This window comes from Mycobacterium sp. P2_H7 (assembly GCF_056403275.1).
Genome location: NZ_JBFUFU010000005.1, coordinates 1 through 23,600, shown reverse-complemented (window position 1 = coordinate 23,600; position 23,600 = coordinate 1). Strand labels below are relative to the sequence as shown.

Annotated in this window: 18 protein-coding genes; 10 read left to right on the top strand and 8 right to left on the bottom strand. The window is 66.5% G+C overall.

All coding sequences use genetic code 11. From position 1 onward, the window contains the following. Positions 1-341: 341 nt before the first annotated feature. From AC1DY7_RS05935 to AC1DY7_RS05905, 7 genes are all read right to left on the bottom strand, one after another. Positions 342-1,508: a CaiB/BaiF CoA transferase family protein gene (locus tag AC1DY7_RS05935; RefSeq protein WP_477492742.1), complete on the bottom strand. Its 1,167-nt coding sequence runs from the start codon at positions 1,506-1,508 to the stop codon at positions 342-344. After that, positions 1,501-2,409, bottom strand: coding sequence for an SDR family NAD(P)-dependent oxidoreductase (locus tag AC1DY7_RS05930; RefSeq protein WP_477492741.1), 909 nt, complete (start codon positions 2,407-2,409; stop codon positions 1,501-1,503). Before AC1DY7_RS05930 ends, AC1DY7_RS05935 begins: the two co-directional genes overlap by 8 nt. Then, positions 2,406-3,236 (bottom strand): TauD/TfdA dioxygenase family protein, encoded by an 831-nt coding sequence (locus AC1DY7_RS05925; RefSeq protein WP_477492740.1) that lies wholly within the window; start codon positions 3,234-3,236, stop codon positions 2,406-2,408. The genes AC1DY7_RS05930 and AC1DY7_RS05925 overlap by 4 nt, the downstream gene beginning before the upstream one ends. Then, positions 3,233-5,080, bottom strand: a complete 1,848-nt coding sequence (locus AC1DY7_RS05920; protein WP_477492739.1) for a flavin-containing monooxygenase — start codon at positions 5,078-5,080, stop codon at positions 3,233-3,235. Before AC1DY7_RS05920 ends, AC1DY7_RS05925 begins: the two co-directional genes overlap by 4 nt. After that, positions 5,077-6,258: an LLM class flavin-dependent oxidoreductase gene (locus AC1DY7_RS05915; RefSeq protein WP_477492738.1), complete on the bottom strand. Its 1,182-nt coding sequence runs from the start codon at positions 6,256-6,258 to the stop codon at positions 5,077-5,079. The genes AC1DY7_RS05920 and AC1DY7_RS05915 overlap by 4 nt, the downstream gene beginning before the upstream one ends. Before the next feature lie 70 nt (positions 6,259-6,328). After that, positions 6,329-7,741, bottom strand: coding sequence for an aromatic ring-hydroxylating oxygenase subunit alpha (locus AC1DY7_RS05910; protein ID WP_477492737.1), 1,413 nt, complete (start codon positions 7,739-7,741; stop codon positions 6,329-6,331). An 11-nt stretch (positions 7,742-7,752) separates the two neighbouring features. Then, positions 7,753-8,598 (bottom strand): SDR family NAD(P)-dependent oxidoreductase, encoded by an 846-nt coding sequence (locus AC1DY7_RS05905; RefSeq protein ID WP_477492736.1) that lies wholly within the window; start codon positions 8,596-8,598, stop codon positions 7,753-7,755. A gap of 140 nt (positions 8,599-8,738) precedes the next feature. Here AC1DY7_RS05905 and AC1DY7_RS05900 point away from each other — a divergent pair, with 140 nt between their 5' ends. From AC1DY7_RS05900 to AC1DY7_RS05865, 8 genes are all read left to right on the top strand, one after another. After that, positions 8,739-10,331 carry an SMP-30/gluconolactonase/LRE family protein gene (locus AC1DY7_RS05900; RefSeq protein WP_477492735.1) on the top strand — a complete coding sequence of 531 codons (1,593 nt, stop codon included), beginning with the start codon at positions 8,739-8,741 and terminating at the stop codon, positions 10,329-10,331. Continuing rightward, positions 10,328-11,062 (top strand): GntR family transcriptional regulator, encoded by a 735-nt coding sequence (locus tag AC1DY7_RS05895; protein WP_477492734.1) that lies wholly within the window; start codon positions 10,328-10,330, stop codon positions 11,060-11,062. Before AC1DY7_RS05900 ends, AC1DY7_RS05895 begins: the two co-directional genes overlap by 4 nt. Next, positions 11,059-12,570, top strand: a complete 1,512-nt coding sequence (locus tag AC1DY7_RS05890) for an AMP-binding protein (protein WP_477492733.1) — start codon at positions 11,059-11,061, stop codon at positions 12,568-12,570. The genes AC1DY7_RS05895 and AC1DY7_RS05890 overlap by 4 nt, the downstream gene beginning before the upstream one ends. 1 nt (position 12,571) lies before the next feature. Further along, positions 12,572-13,339, top strand: a complete 768-nt coding sequence (locus AC1DY7_RS05885) for an SDR family NAD(P)-dependent oxidoreductase (RefSeq protein WP_477492732.1) — start codon at positions 12,572-12,574, stop codon at positions 13,337-13,339. Then, the gene (locus AC1DY7_RS05880) at positions 13,336-14,793 is read left to right on the top strand and encodes an AMP-binding protein (RefSeq protein ID WP_477492731.1); all 1,458 of its coding nucleotides are present in this window, start codon (positions 13,336-13,338) and stop codon (positions 14,791-14,793) included. Before AC1DY7_RS05885 ends, AC1DY7_RS05880 begins: the two co-directional genes overlap by 4 nt. 9 nt (positions 14,794-14,802) lie before the next feature. Further along, entirely contained in the window at positions 14,803-15,615 is an 813-nt protein-coding gene (locus AC1DY7_RS05875) for an SDR family oxidoreductase (protein ID WP_477492730.1), read from the top strand. Positions 15,616-15,729: 114 nt separating this feature from the next. After that, a complete protein-coding gene (locus tag AC1DY7_RS05870) occupies positions 15,730-16,380 on the top strand; it encodes a TetR/AcrR family transcriptional regulator (RefSeq protein WP_477492729.1) in 651 nt (216 codons plus the stop codon). Between the two features lie 35 nt (positions 16,381-16,415). Then, positions 16,416-20,921 (top strand): ATP-dependent helicase, encoded by a 4,506-nt coding sequence (locus AC1DY7_RS05865; protein WP_477492728.1) that lies wholly within the window; start codon positions 16,416-16,418, stop codon positions 20,919-20,921. A 26-nt stretch (positions 20,922-20,947) separates the two neighbouring features. Here AC1DY7_RS05865 and AC1DY7_RS05860 read toward each other — a convergent pair whose 3' ends face one another. Then, positions 20,948-22,330 carry a TGF-beta receptor interacting domain-containing protein gene (locus AC1DY7_RS05860; RefSeq protein ID WP_477492727.1) on the bottom strand — a complete coding sequence of 461 codons (1,383 nt, stop codon included), beginning with the start codon at positions 22,328-22,330 and terminating at the stop codon, positions 20,948-20,950. A gap of 158 nt (positions 22,331-22,488) precedes the next feature. Here AC1DY7_RS05860 and AC1DY7_RS05855 point away from each other — a divergent pair, with 158 nt between their 5' ends. Both AC1DY7_RS05855 and AC1DY7_RS05850 read left to right on the top strand, forming a co-directional pair. Further along, positions 22,489-22,974 carry a DUF2834 domain-containing protein gene (locus AC1DY7_RS05855; RefSeq protein ID WP_477492726.1) on the top strand — a complete coding sequence of 162 codons (486 nt, stop codon included), beginning with the start codon at positions 22,489-22,491 and terminating at the stop codon, positions 22,972-22,974. A gap of 4 nt (positions 22,975-22,978) precedes the next feature. Continuing rightward, positions 22,979-23,600, top strand: a 622-nt coding sequence (locus AC1DY7_RS05850) for a DNA-formamidopyrimidine glycosylase family protein (protein WP_477492725.1), incomplete at its 3' end; no start/stop codon positions are given.

Here is a 23,600-nt window from a genome sequence, read left to right as displayed (position 1 = left end):
GCATGCGGGCAGATTTCGGGCCAAGAAAAGGCGAATTGGCTCGATCAGTCCAGAAAGGACCATCGAACCTCTCAGCGACACCGTCGCGGGCAAATCTCCCGCATATCCAATCGGGAGCGCATTTCATTCGAACGTGTGTTCGATCTTACGCGCATAGCGCACCGTCCGCAAGTGTGATGTAGCCAGGACATGGGTGACAGTTCTGGATCGGGACATCGGTGACAGTTGGTGTGCCAGGACTTCGGTGACGGTGTGGGGCGTGGGCCTCTGGGGACAGAGGTAACGCCGACCGCACGCGGCACGTTGAGCGCCGTTTCGCGCTCACATGCAAGGGCGATGCCTCACGCAGGCGGTGCCGTGGCCCGAAGGGTCACCGCTGCGAGCTCGGCCAAGACCGACTCGGTGTCGGCGCCCAGTTCCGGCGCGTAGCCGCGCACCCGACCCGGGGTGCGTGAAAACCAGGTCGGGACACCGGGAAAGCGCACCGGGCCGTGCGGGGTGTCCACCGTCTCGAACAGGCCGACCGCATTGAGGTGCGGGTCGTCGAACAGTGCGTCCGGGGTGTTGATCGGCGCGGCGGGGATCTCCAACTCCCGGAACAGGCCCAGCCATTCGTCGGTGGTGCGTTCCTTCAGCGTCTGCGCCACCAGCCCGTACACCGTGTCGATCTGGCGGGCCCGTTGCTCCAGGGTGTCGAATTCCACTGTGTTCCAAGCCGGCTGCACGCGGTCGATGAATCCACGCCAGTGCTTGTCGTTGTAGATCAGCGCCGCTATCTGGCCGTCCTTGGTTTCGTACGGCCGCCGGTTGGGGGCCACCGTACGCGGATAGACGGCAGGCCCGAGCGGGGGTGAGAACATCGCCCCGTTCGCGTGTTCGACCAGCATGAAGGAGGCCATCGTCTCGAACATGCTGACCTCCACCTCCTGGCCTTCCCCGGTGCGTTCGCGGTGGAACAGCGCCATCATGGTGGCGTACAACGCGGTCAGCCCGGCAACCTTGTCGGCCATGATGGTGCCGACGTAACTGGCCTCACCGGTCAACTGTTGTTGCACTGCAGGCAATCCGCACTCGGCCTGGATGGTGTCGTCGTAGGCGGGCCGGTCCGCGTCCGGCCCTCGGCGCCCGTACCCGTAGCAGTTGGTGTAGACGACGGACGGGTTCAGCGCGACGACGTCGTCGTACCCGAATCCGAGCTTGGCGATCGCCTTGGCCCGCATCGAGTGGATGAACACGTCGGCGGTCTCGATCAGTCCGCGCAGCGCCGCCTTGCCCGCCTCGGTCTGCAGATCCAGCACGATCGCCCGTTTGCCGCGGTTGACGTTGACGAACACCCCGCTCATCCCCGGCGACGGTCCCACCGAGATGAATCGGGTGTTATCCCCCTGTGGTGGTTCGACTTTGATCACGTCGGCGCCCATGTCGGCCATGATCTGGGTGCAGTAGGGACCCATCACCATGGCGGTGAGGTCGACGACCCGCACCCCGTCCAGCGGTCCATCAACCATGGTGTGCCTTCTCGAAGCTGTAGCGGATGTGGTCGGTGTGGGCATCGGGCACCACGGGAAAGATCACCGGTTCCGCGGTGTCGCGGATTCCGTCGATATTGTCGGCGACGTCCTCGATGGTCCACGACGGCCTGTACACCCCCGGGGTCTCGGCGATGACCGCCCTGGCCACCCTGCCACCGATGGCAATCAGCATCTCGCCTGTCACAGAGCAGGTTTCGTGGGCGAGCCAGCCGACGGCAGGTGCCACCAGTTCGGGACCCATGGGTGGGTATGCCGACGTGTCGATACCCTCGGCCATCCGGGTGACCGCGCTCGGGACGATCACATTGCACCGGACGTCGTGTTCGGCACCCTCGAGCGCCGCGACATTGGACAGTCCGATCAGCCCGGCCTTGGCGACACCGTAGTTGGCCACATTGTGGTTGCCGTAGAGGCCACCGATGGACGAGGTGAGCACAATGCGCCCGTAGCCGGCGGCGCACATCACCGGAAATGCCGGGCGGACAACGTGAAATGCACCGCGCAGGTGCACATCCAGAACCGCCTCGAAATCCTCGTAGCTCAGATCCTTCAATGACCCGCGCCGCACCGTCCCGGCATTGTGGATCAGAATGTCGACCCGGCCGAACCGTTGCATCGCGGTCTCGACGATGGCACGGCCCCCTTCGGGGGTGGCCACCGAGTCGGTACTGACCTCGGCTTGCCCACCCGCAGCGCGGATCTCGTCGACGACCTGCTGCGCGGGACCGGCGTCGGAGCCGTCACCGGTGAGGCTGCCGCCGGGGTCGTTGACCACCACGGCGGCACCACGAGCAGCGAGCAGCAGCGCATACTCCCGGCCGAGCCCGCGTCCGGCCCCGGTGATGACGGCGACACGCCCATCGAAGTTCAGACTCAAGCGAACGGTTCCTCACCCTCGAGCTTGGTGCGCTGCAACAGCCGCCCCGAACTCGGGTCATACGGGGTGGCGCGGTGCATGGTGCCGGTGTTGTCCCAGATCACCAGGTCGCCGACGGTCCACTTGTGCCGATAGGTGAAATCCGGCTGGGTGGCCCAATCACGCAGGTGCACCAGCAGTTCGGCGCTTCTCTTGAAATCGATGTCGACGATGTGACGAGCCGTGGCACCCAGCACCAGGGACTTGCGGCCGGACTTGTGCGTCCACACCAGGGGCAGCTCCCGATCCCCGATGGCCATCATCCGGCGCAGGGTCTTGGCAGTGGGCTCCGGGTCGTAGTAGAACAACGTGTTCCACGCCGAGTGCATCGCGCGCAGGTCCTCGATCTCCGCCTTGTCCGCGTCCGACAGATCGTCGTAGGCGGCGTAGGTGTTGCAGAACTCGGTGTCACCCTCGTCCGGATTGCCCAGCGCCACGCTCTGCAGCAGCGAGGCCAGGATCGGCACCTCGTTCATGGTGCCGTCGATATGCCAGTACAGGGATCCCTTGAGATAGTCGGCCTGCTTGTTCACCTCGGTGTCCAGGGACACCTTGTACAGCTTCTCGCCGAAGTGTTCGGCCGCAAAGGTTCCGAGTGTCTCGGTGAAGGCGATCTGCTCATCGTCGGTGAAACCGATCTGGGGGAACACCAGCACGCCACGCTGTTCCAGCAGTTCCCGGATGGTCCCGGAATGCTCGCCGGAGAGCAGTGCGGCCTTATCGGCGCGTATCTCGGTGCCGATGCGGGGCTTGATGTCCCGGGTGTCGAGCACAGTCGCGGTGGTCATGGCTGCAGCTCCAGTCCGTCGAGGTTGCCCTCGGCCCGCCAGTCGGCGAGCAGATCATCGAAGGCGTAGAACCCGGGCGAGTAGAAATCGCCGAGGAACGACCCGTTCCGTTCCGCGCCGCCGCGTCCCTCGTTGTTGTAATAGCCAGGCGTGCAGGAGAGTTCGAATGCCGAGTTGTCCATCGCCAAGCCGCGGACCGTCGAGACCCAGGCGTCCTGCCCGTCCTGGCTGGGCTCGACGGTACTGGCGCCGCGTTTCTGAGCCTCGGCAATCAGGTAGGAGATGTGCTTGGCCTGCTGTTCGAACATCGCCGTGGTGTTGGCCGATACGCCGCCCTGGATGAACCCCATGAAGAACTGGTTCGGGAAACCGCGGCTGGTCATGCCGTGCAGCGTCTTGTAGTCGTTCTGCCAGTGGTCGAACAGGGACACCCCGTCGCGGCCCACGATGCTGTCCACCGCGAATCGACGGCTGATCTCGGTGGAGATCTCGAAGCCGCTCGCGAAGATCACGCAGTCGACCTCGTATTCGACACCGTTGGCGACGATCCCCTTCTCGGTCAGTCTCTCCACGCCCTTGGACGCCGCCACGTCGACGAGCGTCACATTGGGGCGATTGAACGACGCCAGATAGTGCTCGCTGGAGGACGGCCTCTTGCACATGAAGCGGTAGTACGGCTTGAGCGCTTCGGCGGTGTCCGGGTCCTCGACGATCGCGGCGACGCGGCGGCGCAGTCGCTCCATGATCTTGTAGTCTTCCTCTTCCCGGAAGGCCATGATCTGCTCGATGGTCACCGACGCGGGATCATCGCTGCCCGCGATGCGGGCGGTCAGGTTGCGGCCGAGCTCAGTCCAGAAGTCGCAGACCAGATCCGGCTCACCGAACACCACGCCGACGAACGGCGACCAATTGTGGAAGTTGCGCTTTCGCTCTTCCTGCCACCCGGGCTGCAGGGTTGCGGCCCACGCGGAGTCGGTGAGTGGGTTGGAACGCTCGTCGACCGACGACGGCGTCCGCTGGAATACGAAGACCTGCTGGGCATCGCGGCCGAGGTGCGGTACCAGCTGGATGCCGGTGGCTCCGGTGCCGACCAGCGCGACGCGCTTGTCCGCCAATTTGTGCAGGCCGCCGTCGGCGTCACCGCCGGTGTAGTCGTAATCCCAGCGCGCGGAATGGAACACGTGGCCCGCGAAATCTTTGATGCCGGGGATCCCGGGCAGTTTCGGGCGGTTGTAGGACCCCTGTGCCATCACCACGAAACGGGCCCGGATGTCGTCGCCCCGGTCGGTGGTGATCTGCCAGCGCTGCGTCTCGTCCTCCCACCGCATGTCGCGCACCTGGGTGGAGAACAGTGCGCCGTCGTAGAGGCCGAAGTGCTTGCCGATGTTGCGGCAGTGCTGGAAGATCTCGGCTCCGTCGGCGAACTTCTTGGACGGCATGAAATCGAGTTCTTCGAGCAGCGGGATGTAGCAGTAAGCGTCGTTGTCACACTGGATTCCGGGGAACCGGTTCCAGTACCACACACCACCGAAGTCGCCGGCCATCTCGATGACGCGGATGCCTTCGACGCCGGCCTTCTTCAGATGCGCCCCGGCCAGTAGCCCCGCGAAGCCGCCGCCGAGAATGACGACGTCCACGTTCTCGGCGATCGGGTCCCGCTCCGTCGCCGTCGTGTACGGGTCCACTTCGTAGAAATCGGCGAAATCGCCTTCAAGCTCCAGATACTGGTCGGCACCCTCGGGTCGCAGACGCTTGGCGCGCTCCTGCGCGTACTTCTCCCGGATGGCGGGGATGTCGATATCGGTCGGGGTATCGGTGGGCCCGCAGGTGTTCACGTCGGTCATACGATCGCGTTCTCCGGCAGCGCGGCGGCGTGCAGCGGAGCCGCGAGTTCGTGCACGGCGGGCAGCACCTCCCGTGCGAACAGCTTGGTGCTCTCGAACGCATCCTCGTACGGCATGGTGCCGAACTGCGGAACGATGGTCACCTCAGAGAACGAGCACGCTTCCTGCGCGGCTTTGAGCTTCTCGAACACCACCTCGGGCGTCCCGATCAGCAGGTTGGAGGCGTGGTATCCGGGCGGCCCACCCTTCTTCTGGTCGCCGGTCACAGACGAGGCGAGCACTGCGGTGGCGGTCGCCTCGCGGGCCGCGTAGGCCTCATACCCCTTGACGCCCTTGAAGTTCGAGGCATCGGCGAACCCGTAGTGCACGTTGACGTCCCGGTTGGCCGTCCAGATCCACTGCTCGGTCAGCGCGGCCAGCTTCTCGTCTTCTTTTTCCGTGACGTACATGAACATCACGTTCTTGGGCTGACAGGGTTCGAAGCCCTCCTCCGCGCGGAAGGTGTTGACCTTGCGGACCTCTTCGCCTGCATCCCAGATCGGCTTGTTGCCGACAAACAGCGGCACCATGCCGCGCCGCGACAGGATCTCCAGCGACTCTGCGGTCGAGGACGAGCTGTAGATCCGGGAGAACAGATCCTTGCTGATGGGCTCGGGGCGCAGCGACATCTCGGGGAAGCTGAAGATCTCGCCGTCATAGGAGAAACGCTCGCCGGAGAAGGCCAGTTCGAGGATGTCGAGCGTCTCGTTGAAACGCTGCCTGCTCTCCTCGCGGGGCACACCGACGGCGTCGAACTCGGCCTTGGACACGCCACGCCCGATACCGATGGTGTTGTAGCGCCCGTTGGAGAGGATGTCGAGGTACGCGATCTGATGCGCCAATCGCACCGGGTTCCACCACGGCGCGACCGCCACGAAGGTGCCCAGGCTGACGCGTTCGGTGCGCGCGGCGAAGTAGGTCAGCGCCTGAATCGGGTTGGGCGTCATACCGTATGGCGTGCCCTGGTGCTCGGGGAACCAGATGCCGTCGAAGCCGAGTGGTTCGGCGAGATCGCCGAGCGCCAGTGCGGCCTGGACGCACGTGTAGTCCGGCGTCGCGGGCGGCGTGCTGAAATCGCCTGCCAGGACGCGGTCCCAGTCGTGCGAGTTCTGCGCTCCCGTACCGAGATTTACCTTCATAATCGTCTCCTTGCTGGGGTGATTTGTGCACGTTCCGTAACGCTGGGCGTGACGAAACGTGCACACATCGCTAAATATCTTGAGGTTCGCCGGCGTCCATGTACTTGGACAGTTGGTGGTGCAGATTGACGGTGCTGCGCTCGCGGTACGGGTTGGGCAGGGTGCCGGGGAATCCGGCCGACTTCATGCCCTGTTGAACCGCAGCCATATTGGAGAAGTCCTGGGGAAGCACCGACAACCAGTTCGGCGAGTCCTTCGGGGTGTAGGCCCATTCGGTCTGCGGCTCCGCACCTTTCGGGTACAGCTCGAAGACGGCCACCTCGAAGATGCACTTGTCCGGGTTGTAGCTCGGGTCCGGGCGGGCGCTGTAGCACAGTGCGCTGGTCAGGCCCTGGCCGACTTGGAAGTTCGGGAAGAGCTGCCACGCCGTGCCGCTCTGGCCGAGGATGTCGGGCGGGATGACCGGCCACACCACACCGCGGGCTTCGTCGTCACGGCGCGCGGAGGCCAGCCAGTGCGCCAGCACCTCGTCGGCCGGCGTGCCCTCGGGGAGTTCGTCGACGAGGCGTTTGGCGGCGTTGACCAGTGTCTTGGTGGTCGTCGCGTTGGTCTCCTCCATGGTGTACACCTGCATCTCGGCGGTGGAGATGCGGGGATCACCGGTGCCCAGCCGGATCTTGGACTTGGTCTCGTCCATGCCTTTCGGCGCGTCGTAGCCGATGTTGCTGTGCTTGCCCTGCGCCTTGGCCCAGCCCTTGAACTCGCCGAACTTGTTGAATTCCGGGTGGGTGGTGAACACGTGGTAGGTCTCGTTGAAGGCCTCCATCGCGACTTTCCAGTTGCAGTCGAAGTACAGCCACTTGCGCCACTTGAAGCGCATGTTCTCCAGACCGAACGGATCGAGGATCTTGGCCGCCGGGAACAGGTAGTCGGCCAGCGGTTCGCAGTGCGGGTCCATGTTGATGAAAAGCCAACCGCCCCAGGTGTCCACCTGAACGGGGGCCAGATGCGTGTTGCCCGGGGTGAGCTTGCCCTGCCAGTCGTCCTGCTCCCGGATGTGGGTGCAGGTCCCGTCCAGACCGTAGGTCCAGCCGTGGAAGCCGCAGACGAACGACTTGCGCGCCCGGCCGGTGGCATTCTTGGCGCCCTCGGGGTTGTCGATCAGCTTGCGCCCGCGGTGCATGCAGACGTTGTGGTGGGCCACAAACTCATCGAGCCCCGTCCGAACGACGATGATCGAGTCGTCCAGGATGTCGTATGTCAGGTAGCTGCCGATCTCGGGGATCTCCTCGACCCGGCCGACCTGCTGCCAGACCTTGCGCCACAACCGGTCTCGCTCGTTGCGTGCGTACTCCGGCGAGATGTAGGCGTCCACCGGAATGGTCACCGACGTGGACAGGTCTTCGGCGATCTCGCCCGTCGAATCGTCGGGTACGGCGTCGATCTCGATCGCCGCGTCGAGGTCGGATTCGGTGTGGGTCATCTGTTTTCCTCTCAGATCCGGCTGATCTGTTCGCGGAAGGCCTCGTCTTTCAAGAAGAGTGACGTGTTGTCCGCTCCCAGGTGCGTCCACCGCAGGTTGAGCCCGCCGTCGACCAGCAGCGTCTGACCGGTGACATAGCCAGCCAGATCCGAGAGCAAGAACAGGATGGCCCCGGCCTGCTCCTCGGGCGTGCCACGGCGCCCCATCGCGATGGCCCGCCGATCGCGATCGGGGTCGGCGTCGACGTAGGTGGCGGACGCCGCCGTCTCGGTCACCCCGGGGGCCACCGCGTTGACGCGGATACCGTCGGCGGCCAGTTCGACCGCCATGGTGCGGGTGGCGGCCACGATCGCGGACTTCGCGGTGCCGTAGGCGACGTGGAACGGCGCGCTGTTCATCCCGCTGATCGAGGACACCGACACGATGGATCCGGGGTTGCCCTGCGCCCTGATCTCCGCGGCCACGGCCTGGCTCATGAAGAACATGGTCTCCAGGTTGGCGGCGAACAGGTCTCGCCAGTCTTGGCGGGTGACCCTGGTCGACGGCATCCACGTCGACGGAGCGGCGCCCCCTGCGACATTCACCAGTCCGTACAGCGTGCCCTCGGTCCGTCGCGCGACATCGAGGACGGCGGCGATGCCCTCATCGGTGGCCGCGTCCGCGGCGACCGGGACGACCGACAGTCCCTGGTCGGCCAGTGGCGCGACGTGGGTGTCGAGATTGTCCTTCGACCGACTGACCGCGATGACCGTCGCACCTGCCTCCGCGGTCAGGCGCGTCACCGTCGTCCCTATACCTCCGCCGCCGGCGCCCGACACCACGACGACGCGGCCCGCGAGATTGAGCAGTTCGGTCACGGTATCAATTGTCCGTACAAGAATTGGCGTTCTGCATATTGAAGAACACTATTCCGCAGGGGATATATGACGTCAAGAGCGGTCCCCCACCTATTCCGTTCTATTGTCTGGACTAGTACGGGCTTGGTAGCGTCCTGCCCATGACCACCCTTCAGCCCGGCCGGTACGCCGCCACCTCGGCGCCGGAGGCGGCGGCCGGTTGGACCGTGACACGCGTGACCGAGCCCAGTCGCCTGTTCGGGGCCAACGGGCTGCGCACCGGTCCGGACGGACGTCTCTACATCGCACAGGTCACCGGCAGCCAGATCAGCGCGGTGGACGTGAACACGGGCACGATCGAGACCATCAGCGCCAAGGGTGGCGACATCATCGCCCCCGACGACGTCGCCTTCGGACCGGACGGCACGCTGTACGCCGCCGAGGTGATGGACGGCCGCGTCAGCGCCAGGGACAGCGCAGGACGGACGCGGGTGCTGCGCGACGACATGCCCTCGGCCAATGGCATCACCGTTCACCAGGGTCGGTTGTTCGTCAACGAATGCCGTGAAGGTGGCCGGCTGTTCGAGCTGGACCCGGACAGTGGCGCGGCCCGGCTGATCCTGGACGACCTGCCCTCCCCCAATGCCATGGAGTTCGGCCCGGACGGGCTGCTCTATTTCCCCGTCATGAACGCCAACCAGATCTGGCGCGTGGATCCCGACGGGGGCGAGCCCGAGGTGGTGGCCGGCGATCTCGGCGTACCCGACTCGGTGAAGTTCGACGCCGACGGCCACCTCGTCTCCACCCAGGTGGCCAGCGGCCAGGTGCTGCGCATCGACCCGCGCAGCGGTGCACAGACCGTGCTGGCGACGCTGACTCCCGGCCTGGACAACTGCTCGTTTGTCGACGGCCGGCTGTTCGTCTCCACCTTCACCGGCCTCATCACCGAGGTGCCGGCGAACGGACAGCCCACGGCCCTGCTGCCGGGCGGTCTCAACTGGCCGCTGGATCTCACCGTCGGCGCGGATGGCAACCTGTACGTCGCCGACGGCACCTACTTCTATCTGGTGACGCCCGACGGCGCCCTGCAGACCACGGGCATGCTGTTCAGCCCGGGCTACCCGGGCTTCCTGCGCGGCCTCGCGCCGTCCGGACCCGGCGAGTTCGTGGTCACGACCTCGGGTGGCCAGGTGGCGCGTTATCGACCTGCAGCCAACGAAACCGACTATCTGGCAGACGGTTTGGATCAGCTCTACGGGGTGGCGTTGGCCGCCGACGGTACCCCGATCGTGGTGGAACAGGGCACCGGGCGGCTACTGGCCATCGGCGCCGCCGGTGCCGAGACCCTGGCCTCCGGCCTGGACACTCCGGTGGGCGTTGCCATCGACCCGGATGGCCGGCCGCTGGTGTCGGTATCTGGTGCGGTGCTGCGCGTGACCGGGTCGGGCACCGAGACGGTGGTGGACGATCTGGTGTCGCCGCAGGGCATTCTGGTGCGCGGCACTGTGCTCTACATCGTCGATGCCGGATCGAAGGCGGTGCTGTCGGTGGAGCTGACCACCGGCGCGCGGGACACGTTGGCCGCGGGTCTTCCTGTCGGTGCCCCACCCGGGGTGACACCCAAACCGCTGCGGGGCATGCCGCCGTTCTCCGGGCCGCAGGGTCCGTTCGCCGGCATCACCGCGGGACCAGACGGCACGCTGTACGTGTCGGCCGACGGGGAGGGCAGCGTGCTGGCGCTGAAGCGAACGTGACGACCGAAGCTACCGAACACCGCTACCTGCAGGTGGCCCGCACACTGCGCAAGGAGATCGTCGACGGGGTGTTTCCCATCGGATCGCAGCTGCCCACCGAACACGAACTGTGCGAACGATTCGCGGTCAGCCGGTACACCGTGCGGGAAGCGTTGCGCCGGCTGCGCGATGACAATTTGGTCTCCTCGCGCCCCCGCACCGGAACCCAGGTCATCCCCCGTACATCGTCGAATTCCTATGCTCAGGACGTGATGTCGATCAACGACCTGCTGGCGTTCGCCTCGGGTGCGCAGTTCGAGATCGAATCGAACGCGATGATCACCGTCGACGCCGAGACCGCAGCCCGCACCGGGCTCGACATCGGGGAACAGTGGCTGGCCGTGTCCGGGTACCGCCGCGCGGGAGACGGCACGCCGATCTGCCGCACCGAGTACTACGTCAACCGGGCGTTCGCCGCCGTCGGCCGTCTGCTGCAACGCCATTCGGGCCCCATCTTCCCGCTGATCGAGGATCTCTTCGGCGTCAGTGTCGTCGAGGTACATCAAGAGATCGCCGCCGTGCTGGTGTCCGACGATCTGGCTGCCGCACTGCACATCGCCGCGGGCGCATCGGCGCTGCAGATGCAGCGCACCTACACCACCTCCGATGGCGAAGTCGCCCAGGTCACCGTCAACACCCATCCGGCGGCGCAGTACCGGCACTCCATGACGATGCGGCGCGTCAAATCGTGACCGGCCCTTCCCCGTCGCTTCGCTCGCCCCAGACGCTGGCCGACGCCCTCCGCGAGACAGCACACCATGATCCGCACCGGGTGCTGATCGTCGACGGCGATATCCGGCTGGACGCCGCGACGTTGCGTGACCGGGCCGCGGTGCTGGCAGGGATCATGTCCGAACGGATGCCGACCGGCAGTGTGGTGTCCTTCATGCTGCCGAACTGGCATGAGGCGGCGGTGGTCTACCTGGCCGCGACATGGGCGGGCATGGTCGTCAACCCGGTGCTGCCATCCCTGCGCGACTATGAGTTGCAGTTCATCTTGACTGACGCCGATGTCCGGATGATATTCATACCGGGCGAGTTTCGCGGCTACGACTACCCGGCGATGCTGGCCCGCGTCACCGCGACACTCGACGCACCGCCCGAGGTCGTGGTGATTCGCGGGGGCGGCCACACCTCCTACGCCTCGCTCTTCGACGGCGCTCCGCTGGCTCCGCAGGCCCACGACCCGGCCGCGGTTCGCATGCTGATGTACACCTCGGGTACCACCGGTCGGCCGAAAGGCGTTCTGCACAGCCATCAGTCGATCGGTGCGCTGATTGCGCAGATCGGCACGCACTGGCGGGTCGATGCCGGAGACACATTTCTGGTGCCTTCACCGATCGCCCATATCGGCGGTTCCATCTACGCCTTCGAATGCCCACTGCTACTCGGTACGACGGCCGTGCTCATGGAGCGCTGGGATCCAGAGGCCGCCATTGACCTTATGCACAGCCATCACTGCACCCACATGGCCGGAGCCACCCCGTTTCTCGTTGGGTTACTCGGAGCCGCTGAGCACGCCGGCACCCGGCTTCCCGACCTCAAGGTCTTCATCTGCGGCGGTGCGTCGGTGCCGCCGTCGTTGATCAGGCAGGCCACTGCCGCGTTCGAAAAGGCCTTGGTGACAAGGGTGTACGGATCCACCGAGGTACCGGTCAGCACCGTCGGGTCACCCGACGATCCCGATCGCGCCGCCGGCACCGACGGCAGGCCCGGTATCGCCGACATCACGATCATCGACGGCGAGATCCGCGTGCGCGGTCCGCAGATGCTGGTGGGCTACCTACACCCAGAGGATGAGGCGTTGGACGCCGACGGCTACTTCCGCACCGGCGATCTCGGCAACCTGACCGAGGACGGTTACCTGGTGGTGACGGGCCGCGCGAAGGACCTCATCATCCGCAACGGGGAGAACATCTCTCCCAAGGAGATCGAGGACATCCTCATCCGGCACCCCGGTATCGAGGAGATCGCCATCGTCGGCGTTCCCGATGAACGAACCGGGGAACGCGCCTGCGCTGTCATCGTCGCCGGCGAGGGGCCCGCACCCGATGTCACCACGCTCCGCGACCTGCTCGACAGCCAAGGCGTCGCCAAGTTCAAAGCGCCCGAAGAGGTCACCGTGTGGGATGCGCTCCCACGCAATGATGCGGGCAAAGTGCTGAAACACAAGATCCGCGCGACTCTGATGAGAGGCTGACATGCAGGTAGCGATCGTGACGGGCGCCAGCAGCGGTATCGGATTCCGCTGTGCCACTATGCTCGCCGAGGCCGGGATGGCGGTGCTGGGCGTCGGACGCGACGAGGAGCGACTCGCCGAACTACGGGCCGCCGGCGGCGATTCGGTGCGCACTCTTGCTGCGGATCTGCTCGATGATGATGCACCGCAACGCATCGTGGACACCGCCGTCTCCACGTGGGGCCACGTCGACTTCTTGATCAACAATGCCGGCGTCGGGAGCCCCAAACCGCTGCACGAGACCGACGACGAGTCCCTGGATTACTTTCTGGGCCTGATGCTGCGCGCCCCGTTTCGGCTGGCCCGGGATGTGCTGCCGCACATGCCGTCCGGCTCGGCGATCATCAACGTGACCTCCACCTTCGCGGTGGTGGGTGGCCTGCGCGGCGGAGCCTACTCCGCGGCCAAAGGCGGACTCACCGCGCTGACCAACCACATCGCCTGTCAGTACGGCGCCCAGGGCATCCGCTGCAATGCCGTCGCGCCGGGCGTCACGCTGACGCCGATGGTGGCCACCCGGCTCGAGGATGACCGCTTCCGCAAGATCAACACCGAGATGACGCCGCACACCAGGCTGGGTACCGTCGACGACATCGCCAGCACGGTGGCGTTCCTTTGTTCACCCGGTGGCAGCTTCATCAACGGTCAGACCATCGTCGTCGACGGCGGCTGGAGTTCGACCAAGTTTCTCTCCGATTTCGCCCTGAACTCCCAATGGGTGGCTCAGTGAACCTGTTCGCGACGCTCGACCAGGCCGCCGCGCGGTTCGGCGACCGCGGAGCGGTGTACCTGGGCACGCGGCAGTTGCACACGTGGACCCAACTGCGGGATCGGGCGCTGCGGCTGGCGGGCTCCATCTGTGGCACCCACGACACCGGCGCCCGCATAGCCATCGCAAGCGAGAATCGGCCGGAGATCATCGAATTGATGTACGCCGTCTGGGCATCCGGATGTGTCGTGGTGCCGATCAACTTCAAACTGCATCCGCGCGAGATGTCCCAGATACTCGACGATGCCGGTGTCTCACTGGTGTTCGCCTCCCCCAAGATCGCCGCCGGCCTCGACGGTGTGCCGGTGGAGGTCCTCGGCGGCGCGGGTTATGAAGAACGCCTCACCCACGCCCCGGCCGTCCCGCCGAACACCGATCCGGCCGCACTGGCCTGGCTGTTCTACACCAGTGGGACCACCGGAAAATCCAAGGGCGCCATGCTGTCCCATCGAAATCTGATGGCGATGACGGTGGCGCATCTGGCCGACTTCGACGCACCGGACGAGAAGCACAGCCTCATTCATGGCGCGCCGATGTCGCATGGATCGGGTCTGTACATCGCGCCGTACGTGCTGCGCGCCGCCCGGCAAATCATCCCCGAGTCGGCAGCGTTCGAGCCCGAGGAGTTCCTCGGGCTGTGTGACCATCATCCCGGCGTGAGCTGCTTCCTGGCCCCGACCATGGTGCAGCGCCTGGTTGCGACCGGCCGGCCCAAACCGCAGAACCTGACAACGATCGTCTACGGCGGCGGCCCGATGTACGTGGACAGCCTCAAGAAGGCGATGGCCGCGTTCGGCCCGATCTTCGTGCAGCTGTACGGGCAGGGCGAGGCCCCGATGACGATCACCGGGTTGCGCCGCGGCGACCACATCGATGGCGATGACGCGATCCTCGGCTCGGTCGGCTATGCCCGGTCCGGCGTCGATGTTGCGGTGCTCACTGCCGACGGTGCACGCGCAGCCGTCGACGAGGTCGGCGAAATCGCCTGTCGCGGTGACGTCGTCATGTCCGGGTACTGGAACAACCCCACCGCGACGGCGAACACCCTCGTCGACGGCTGGCTGCACACCGGCGACATGGGTTCGTTCGACGCCCGAGGTTTCCTCACCCTGCGCGACCGCAGCAAGGACGTCGTGATCAGCGGCGGCAGCAACATCTACCCGCGGGAGGTCGAGGAGGTGCTGATCGAGCACCCCGACGTGGACGAGGCGTGTGTGGTGGGTGCCCCCGACGAGGAGTGGGGCGAGGTGGTCGTGGCCTTCATCGTGGGGACCGCAACCGAGACCGATCTCGACGCGCACCTGCTGGAGCGCATCGCCCGATTCAAGCGGCCCAAGCGGTATGTGTACGTCGACGAGCTGCCCAAGAACAGTTACGGCAAGGTGCTCAAACGGGAGCTGCGCGAACTCGTGTAGACACATCCCATGCAGATCGAAGGCCGGGTGGCCGTCATCACCGGAGCAGGCTCGGGCATCGGACGTGCGTTGGCCCACGGATTCGCCGCTGCCGGTGCCGCGGTGGTGGCCGGGGACATCAACGGCGACGCTGCCGCCGCCACTGCGGCGTCGATCGGTGAGCGCGCGGTGGGTGTCGGCGCCGACGCCGGTTCCGTCGAGGGCATCGCCACGCTGATCGATTCCGCCCGAACGCAGTTCGGACCGGTCGACATCTACATCGCCAACGCCGGCGTGATCGGCGCGTCGGGGTTGGGCACCGATGGCGACTGGGACCGGGTGCTCGAGGTGAACCTGCGCGCGCACATCCGGGCGGCGGATGCGTTGATCCCCGAGTGGCTGCAACGCGGTAGTGGTCATTTCGTCAGCGTCGCCTCGGCGGCCGGTCTGCTGACGCAGGTCGGCGCCGCCGGCTATGCCGTCACCAAGCACGCCGCGGTCGGGTTCGCCGAGTGGCTGTCGATCACTCACGGGGACAACGGGATCGGCGTCACGTGCGTCTGCCCGATGGGCGTGGACACACCGCTGCTCTCCGGCATCACCGACTCCCCCGATCCGGCCGCGCGGGTGGCTGGATCCGCGGTGACCAGCGCGGGCGCCGTGCTGAGTGCGGACGAGGTCGCCGCTGCCGTGCTCGCAGGCGTACGCGACGGCCGGTTCCTGGTGCTGCCCCATGCCGAGGTGCTGGACATGTACCGGGGCAAGGGCGCCGACTACGACCGCTGGATCGCCGGGATGCGCAAGTATCAGCGCGCGCTGGGCGGTGCGTCGGGTTCCCCGTAAAGCAGGTCACCGGGCGACTCGAACCTCGAACTGTTCGTCGGCCGCGCCCTCCAGGTACCGACCGGGCGCTGAGCCGCCGCCCACTGTTGAACACGTGCCCACTACGCTGCCCGCATGGGCGGATCACGGCGACGCCTCTCGCCGGATGACAGGCGCACCGAGTTGCTCGAACTCGGCGCGGAGGTGTTCGGCCAGCGTCCCTACGACGAGGTCCGCATCGACGAGATCGCGGAACGGGCCGGCATCTCGCGCGCGCTGATGTACCACTACTTCCCGGACAAGCGCGCCTTCTTCGCCGCAGTGGTCCGAGCCGAGGGTGAGCGGCTGTTCGAAGCCACCAACAACGCGCCCGAACCTGGCCAGAGCCTGTTCCATCAATTGCGCGCGGGCGTGCTGGCGTATCTGCGTTACGACGAGGAACACCCGCACGGGGCGTGGGCGGCCTACATGGGGATGGGCCGCGTCGACCCGGTGCTGCGCGGGATCGACGAACTCGACAATGACCGGCAGGCCGACCGGATCCTTGGCGCGATCATGGGCGCAGCGGGAGCCGCGCTCACCGCAGACGTCGCCCGCGACCTTCGGGTCACGGTCTACGGCTGGTTGGCGTTCACCTTCGAGTTCTGTCGCCAGCGGGTGCTCGACCCGGCCCTGGATTGCCAGTTCGTCGCCGACACCTGCGCACACAGTCTGCTCGACGCCGTCGGCCGGGTGCCGAACATCCCGGAATCCCTGGCCGTCGCCGTGGCGCCCTCGGCCCGCTGATCCGGCTTGTCGGTGGTGCCCTGCACTATGGACGGATGGCCCCACCCGATCCACTGGGCCGGTTCAGCGAGCTGACCCGGCAGTGGTTCACGTCCACCTTCCCCGCCCCCACGCCGGCGCAGTCCCAGGCCTGGTCAGCCATCGCCGACGGCAGGCACACCCTCGTCATCGCGCCCACCGGTTCCGGTAAGACGCTGGCGGCGTTCCTCTGGGCCATCGATCAACTGGCCCGCACCGAGTCCGACCCCGGGCCCGGCACCACTGTGCTCTACGTGTCGCCACTGAAGGCCCTGGCTGTCGACGTCGAACGCAACCTGCGCACCCCGCTCACCGGTATCGCCCGCGTGGCCGAACGACTCGGTGAGCCCGCACCGGCCATCAGTGTCGGCGTGCGGTCCGGGGACACCACGCCCAAACAGCGCCGCGACCTGATCACCAGGCCGCCCGACATCCTGATCACCACGCCCGAGTCGCTGTTCCTCATGCTCACCTCGTCGGCCCGCGACACGCTGGCAGGAGTGCGGACGGTCATCGTCGATGAGGTGCACGCCGTCGCGGGCACCAAACGCGGTGCACACCTTGCCCTCTCGCTGGAGCGGCTGGACGGGCTGCTGGACACCCCGGCCCAGCGCATCGGTCTGTCGGCGACGGTCCGCCCACCCGAAGAGGTGGCGCGTTTCCTAGCCGGCTCGACGCCCGCGCACATCGTCGCACCTCCTGCGGACAAGACTTTCGACCTCAGGGTGCAGGTCCCGGTGCCCGACATGGCGAATCTGACAGACAACTCGATCTGGCCCGATGTCGAGGAACGCATCGTCGACCTGATCGAGTCGCACCGGTCCTCGATCGTCTTCGCCAACTCCCGGCGCCTCGCCGAGCGACTCACCTCCCGACTCAACGAGATCCACGCCGAGCGCTCCGGCGTAGAACTGCCCGACGGGCACAACCCGAGGGTGGGCGGCGGCGCACCGGCCCACGTGATGGCCAGCGGTCAGAGCTTCGGTGCACCCACGCTGCTGGCGCGCGCACACCACGGTTCGGTGAGCAAGGAGCAGCGGGCCGAGGTCGAGGATGATCTGAAAAGCGGGCGCCTGCGGGCCGTCGTCGCCACCTCCAGCCTCGAGCTGGGCATCGACATGGGCGCGGTGGATCTGGTCATCCAGGTGTCGGCGCCTCCCTCGGTGGCCAGCGGTCTGCAGCGCATCGGCCGGGCCGGTCATCAGGTCGGCGAGATTTCCCAAGGGGTGCTGTTCCCCAATCACCGCACCGATCTGATCGACTGCGCCGTCACCGTGGACCGCATGCAAGCGGGCGAGATCGAATCCATGACGGTGCCCGCCAACCCGCTCGACATCCTCGCCCAGCACACGGTGGCCGCGGCGGCGTTGGAACCCCTGGACGCCGAGGCATGGTTCGACACCGTGCGTCGCAGTGCACCGTTCGCGACGTTGCCCCGCAGCGCGTTCGAAGCGACCCTGGACCTGCTGTCCGGGAAGTACCCGTCCACCGAATTCGCCGAACTGCGGCCTCGGCTGGTCTATGACCGGGACCACGGCACCTTGACGTCACGGCCGGGGGCGCAGCGGCTGGCGGTCACCTCCGGCGGCGCAATTCCCGACCGTGGCATGTTCACGGTTTACCTCGCCACCGAAAAGCCCTCCCGCGTCGGTGAACTCGACGAAGAGATGGTGTACGAGTCGCGTCCCGGCGACGTCATCTCCCTCGGCGCGACCAGTTGGCGGATCACCGAGATCACCCACGACCGTGTGATGGTGCTGCCGGCACCGGGGCAGCCCGCACGGCTGCCGTTCTGGCGTGGCGACAGCGTGGGCCGGCCGGCCGAACTGGGCGCGGCGGTGGGCAAGTTCACCGGCGAGCTGGCATCGCTGGGCCGAGATGACTTCGACGTGCGTTGCCGCGAAACAGGTTTCGACGACTTCGCCACGGACAACCTGTGGCAGCTGTTGGACGAACAGCGCCAGGCCACGGGAGTGGTGCCCACCGATGCAACGCTGGTGGTGGAGAGGTTCCACGACGAACTCGGCGACTGGCGGCTCATCCTGCACTCCCCCTACGGCCTGCGCGTACACGGGCCGCTGGCGCTGGCGGTGTCGCGACGCCTGCACGAGCGCTACGGTATCGACGAGAAGCCGACCGCCTCCGACGACGGGATCATCGTCCGGCTGCCCGACACCGACGAAAAGCCGCCCGGGGCAGACATCTTCGTCTTCGACGCGGACGAGATCGAGCCTATCGTCACCACCGAGGTGGGCGGGTCGGCGTTGTTCGCGTCCCGGTTCCGGGAGTGCGCTGCGCGGGCGCTGCTGCTACCCCGCCGCCATCCGGGCAAGCGGTCCCCGCTGTGGCATCAACGCCAGCGTGCCGCCCAATTGCTCGACGTGGCCCGCAAATATCCCGACTTCCCGATCGTGCTGGAGACCGTGCGGGAATGCCTGCAAGACGTGTACGACGTGCCCGCGCTGACAGACCTGATGAGCCGGATCGCGCAGCGTCGGGTCCGGCTGATCGACGTCGAGACCACCACGCCGTCACCGTTCGCGGCGTCGGTGCTGTTCGGCTACGTCGGTGCCTTCATGTACGAGGGCGACAGTCCGCTCGCCGAACGCCGGGCCGCGGCCCTGTCACTGGACAGTGTGCTGCTGGCCGAACTACTCGGCCGGGTGGAGCTGAGAGATCTGCTGGACCCGGAGGTGCTGCGCGCGACCTCCCGTCAACTCCAGCACCTCGAACCCGACCGTGCCGCCCGCGACGCCGAGGGCATCGCCGACCTGCTGCGCCTGCTCGGCCCACTCACCGAGGATGAGCTCAAAGATCGTTGTGTCACAGGCGATATCGGAGGCTGGCTGGAGGGGCTACGCGCGGCGCGGCGGACGCTGACGGTGACGTTCGCCGGTGCAACGTGGTGGGTGTCCATCGAGGACATCGGGCTGCTGCGCGACGGCGTCGGGGTGGCGGTACCGGTCGGCATTCCGTTGACCTTCCTGGAATCATCGGACGACCCACTGGGTGAGCTGCTGGGCCGCTACGCGCGCACCCGCGGCCCATTCGGCACCGATGAGGCCGCAGCCCGGTTCGGGCTGGGACTGCGGGTGACCGCCGATGTGCTGGGCCGGCTGGCCGTCGACGGCAAACTGGTGCGCGGCGAGTTCAGCGACGCCGGAGCCGCTCCGGCGGCGACATCAGGCGGGCGCGAGCAGTGGTGCGATGCAACGGTTCTGAAGATACTCAGGCGGCGTTCACTCGCCGCTCTGCGAGCGGCTGTGGAACCCGTCAGCACCGCGGCGTACGGCCGTTTCCTGCCATCCTGGCAACACGTCGGGTCGACCCAGAATCGCGGTGTCGACGGGCTGGCCGCGGTCATCGAGCAACTGTCCGGGGTGGCGCTGCCCGCCTCGGCCGTCGAATCCCTGGTGCTGCCGCAACGGGTCGCCGACTACCAACCGGCCATGCTCGACGAGCTGCTGGCATCTGGCGAAGTCACCTGGTCCGGCGCGGGCCAGATCGGGGCATCAGACGGTTGGGTGGCTTTCCATCTCGCCGACTCGGCACCGCTGACCCTTGCCGCACCAGCCGAGATCGAGCTCACCGACACGCACCGCGCCCTGCTGGACACCCTGTCCGCCGGCGGCGCGTACTTCTTCCGGCAACTGTCCGAAGAAGGCAAAGAGAGCACGTTCACCGATGCGCTCTTGGAGCTCATCTGGGCCGGGGTGGTCACCGGGGACACGTTCGCTCCGGTGCGAGCGGTACTGCACGGGTCGCGCCGCCCACCTGCGCACCGGCAGCGTCAGCGCCCACCGAAGCTGAGCCGGTATCGGATCGCCAACCCCGCACCGCGCAGCGACCCGAAGGTCTCCGGCCGTTGGTCGAAACTGCCGGCGCCCGAACTCGATTCCACCCTGCGGACCCACTTCCAGGCCGAGCTGCTGCTGAGCCGGCACGGCGTACTCACCCGCGGAGCCACCGAAGGGCTGCCCGGCGGATTCGCCATGCTCTACAAAGTCCTCACCGCCTTCGAGGACGCCGGCCGTTGTCAGCGCGGCTACTTCATCGAGTCGCTGGGCGGCGCGCAGTTCGCCGCCGCTTCGACGGTGGACCGGCTGCGAAGTTACCTGGACGGCGTCGACCCGGAGCGTCCCGAATGGCATGCGGTGGTGCTGGCAGCGACGGACCCGGCCAACCCGTATGGCGCCGCGCTGCCGTGGCCGGGCGACGGGGACTTCCGGCCCGGCCGCAAGGCGGGTGCTCTCGTCGTTCTGGTCGACGGCCGGCTGGTGTGGTTCCTGGAACGGGGCGGCCGATCTCTGCTGAGCTTCGGCGCGGAAGCGGGTGCGCAGCAATCCGCGGCGACCGCGCTGGCCGACCTGGTCCGAAATCGTCGGGTGTCGTCCCTGCTGGTAGAGCGGGTCAACGGGGTGTCGGTCCTGGATCCGGCGATCGACGAGGCACGAACATCCGCGCAGGATGCTCTGACTGAGGCGGGATTCGCCCGGACGCCGCGCGGCCTGCGGCTGCGCTGAGCAGCTCCCCTGAATGGCCGGCCAACTCACCGAGACGACACTCCGAGGGTGATCTCGAAGCTCACCTCGCCAGCCTTGACGGGCAGTGACGCAAGTTGCGCCATGGCCTCGAAGAACGCCCGCATCTGCGGCTGCGACACATCTCCGCGACTGGCCAGATCCACATCATGTCCGGAGGGCTCACACCTCATCCGGACCATCAACTCGGCTGAACAGCTGCCGCTGATCGTCTGCTGCGCACACCGCGCAACCTCCCGACAGAAGGCCGCCACCTCTTCAGGTGTGGTTCGTGCCGCCAGCTCGTGCTCCGGTATCAACAACCGCACCTGCTTTATCTGCCATGTCCCGACGGCCGCCTCCGGCACGGCTGACGTCGACTGGTCAGTGACCCCACCGGAGGCGGCAACGCGGGACTCACCGTCGCCTGCTCCGACGTCCTCCGATACTCGCCAAGTGAGCACCAACGACATCTCGGCTGCATCCGCCGGGATCACGAGGTCGCGGCCATCCGAAAGCGCCCCACGGAGTGCATTCCACGATCCGGTGGTCAGTTTCATGACCAAGCCGTCCTCCACGATCTGTCCACCGCTCGCACGCTGACCGGGAAGCAGCCCGACAAAGCACCCGCACAGCCGCAACGCATCGCTTCCCGGCGGGGTGATCGCCTCGGGAGCATGTTGACCGGGCTCCCAGACGAGGCAGCCGTCGGCACTCGGATCGACAGAGGTGAGCAGTGCGAGCGGGACATCATCCGCCGATCCGGCCAGCCGGTCGGACCAGGACGGCTGGACTGCACGCAGAGCGCTGAGATGAATCTGATGCTGCACGATGGTCACGCTCAGTTCAGGGCAGAGGACACGGGCCATCATCGACAGCACACTGCGTTCGAACGTCGACCCGAGCGAGAGTCCGGGACGTCGCAGATCGGACCACGGCGGAAACGGGTAGAACGTGGATCTCTGTCCCATCCGAGCCAGGACGCGAGTGGGTCCGAATTCACACACTGCGCGAAGCTCATCTGGGGTGATCAGCAGCGCGGCCAACGCTGATGGCGGCAATGGCACTCCGTCGAGCGTTTGCGCGCCGACATACAGCAGGTGATGGCCGAGAAAGCGTTCGTCTCCGAATTCAGTGACGTCGCCCCACCCGACACGCCGTCCGCCGGAGGCGAACCGGTAGAGCGTCGCGAACAGGTGCAACGGGTCGTGCGGAAAGCTGTCGCTCGACGAGTCGGGGTCGCGGCGCAGCGTGAACACGATCTCAGGCTGCTCGAATACAGCCAGTCCTCGGCTGACGTATGACCAACACGAGATGTGACCGCGTTGCGACGGGATCTCATGCGGGTACACCCACGCGTGCAGATCGCCGGGAACAACCTCGAACTCGGTCCCCCGGCTAGCCTGTCCCACGGGGGTTTCCGCGGCCGAACCACTCGCCTTTGTCCACCAGGGCATGTCGCCTCCAACCGCACGTTGGACAACTGAATACCTCATGGCGAGCGCGGGCGCATGTCGAATTGAACGTCAAAATTGACAAAACTTGCGCCCGCAAGAGCAATACTGGCGACATGGTCTCGCTCATCGTGCACCTGGCACTCGGATTCGCCGTCATCGCCTGGATCGTCAGCGCCAACCGCGACATATTCCACCGTCCCGCCACGGGCCCGAACGTCTCCATCCTGGAGGCGTCCTTATACGCGGTCGGTATCGCAGCCACCGTGATGGGCTACTACTTCAACGCCCACTTCGTGGCCGAATACGCCACCGCCGGAGGCAATCCGTTCTGGGGCCCAGGCAGTTGGCAGGAGTTCATCAAGCTCGGATACACCAATCCGGCGGCCAGTTCGGCCAGCCAGGACTACACCATCATCAACGTGATCCTGCTGCCGCTGTTCACCATCGTCGACGGCTACCGGCGTGGCATCAAGCGACCCTGGCTCTACTTCGTCTCGAGCCTGTTCACCAGTTGCGCGTTCGCCTACGCTTTCTACTTCGCCACCTTGGACCGTCAGCACCGCCACCAGAAGGCACTCGTCGAAGTGGGTGTTCAATGAGGGTATGCCCGAAGGTGACACCGTCTTCCACACCGCGGCCAAGCTGAGACAGGCTCTCACTGAAAAAGCGTTGACCCGCTGCGATATCCGGGTGCCGCGGTACGCAACGGTGGACCTGACCGGCCAGGTGGTCGACGAGGTCCTCAGTCGCGGCAAACACCTGTTCATCCGCGTGGGCGAGGCCAGTATCCACTCCCATCTGAAGATGGACGGCAGCTGGCGGATCGGAGCCGGGCGGGTCGAGCCGCACCGGATCCGCGCCGTATTGGGCACCTCCGACAGTGTCGCCACCGGAATCGACCTGGGTGTGCTGGAGGTACTGGAGCGGGCCCACGATCAGGAGGTGGTCGCCCATCTCGGCCCGGACCTGCTCGGCAAGGACTGGGATCCGCGACTGGCCGCGGCCAACTTCGGCGCCGATCCTGATCGGGCGTTGTCGGAGACCTTGCTGGACCAGCGGGTGATGGCGGGGGTGGGCAACGTCTTCGCCAACGAACTGTGCTTCGTCTTCGGGCGCAGGCCCACCGCTGCGGTCGGCACCGTCAAGGATCCTCTGCGCGTCGTCCAACGCGCCCGGGACATGTTGTGGCTCAACCGTATGCGATCAAACCGGTGCACCACCGGAG

What these genes read in the sequence shown, in the direction of transcription:
- AC1DY7_RS05875 (WP_477492730.1), top strand. Translation starts at nt 14,803, where the DNA reads ATGCAGATCGAAGGCCGGGTGGCCGTCATCACCGGAGCAGGCTCGGGC.
- AC1DY7_RS05870 (WP_477492729.1), top strand. Translation starts at nt 15,730, where the DNA reads ATGGGCGGATCACGGCGACGCCTCTCGCCGGATGACAGGCGCACCGAG.
- AC1DY7_RS05925 (WP_477492740.1), bottom strand. Translation starts at nt 3,236, where the DNA reads ATGACCACCGCGACTGTGCTCGACACCCGGGACATCAAGCCCCGCATC.
- AC1DY7_RS05865 (WP_477492728.1), top strand. Translation starts at nt 16,416, where the DNA reads ATGGCCCCACCCGATCCACTGGGCCGGTTCAGCGAGCTGACCCGGCAG.
- AC1DY7_RS05915 (WP_477492738.1), bottom strand. Translation starts at nt 6,258, where the DNA reads ATGAAGGTAAATCTCGGTACGGGAGCGCAGAACTCGCACGACTGGGAC.
- AC1DY7_RS05900 (WP_477492735.1), top strand. Translation starts at nt 8,739, where the DNA reads ATGACCACCCTTCAGCCCGGCCGGTACGCCGCCACCTCGGCGCCGGAG.
- AC1DY7_RS05920 (WP_477492739.1), bottom strand. Translation starts at nt 5,080, where the DNA reads ATGACCGACGTGAACACCTGCGGGCCCACCGATACCCCGACCGATATC.
- AC1DY7_RS05910 (WP_477492737.1), bottom strand. Translation starts at nt 7,741, where the DNA reads ATGACCCACACCGAATCCGACCTCGACGCGGCGATCGAGATCGACGCC.
- AC1DY7_RS05935 (WP_477492742.1), bottom strand. Translation starts at nt 1,508, where the DNA reads ATGGTTGATGGACCGCTGGACGGGGTGCGGGTCGTCGACCTCACCGCC.
- AC1DY7_RS05855 (WP_477492726.1), top strand. Translation starts at nt 22,489, where the DNA reads ATGGTCTCGCTCATCGTGCACCTGGCACTCGGATTCGCCGTCATCGCC.
- AC1DY7_RS05885 (WP_477492732.1), top strand. Translation starts at nt 12,572, where the DNA reads ATGCAGGTAGCGATCGTGACGGGCGCCAGCAGCGGTATCGGATTCCGC.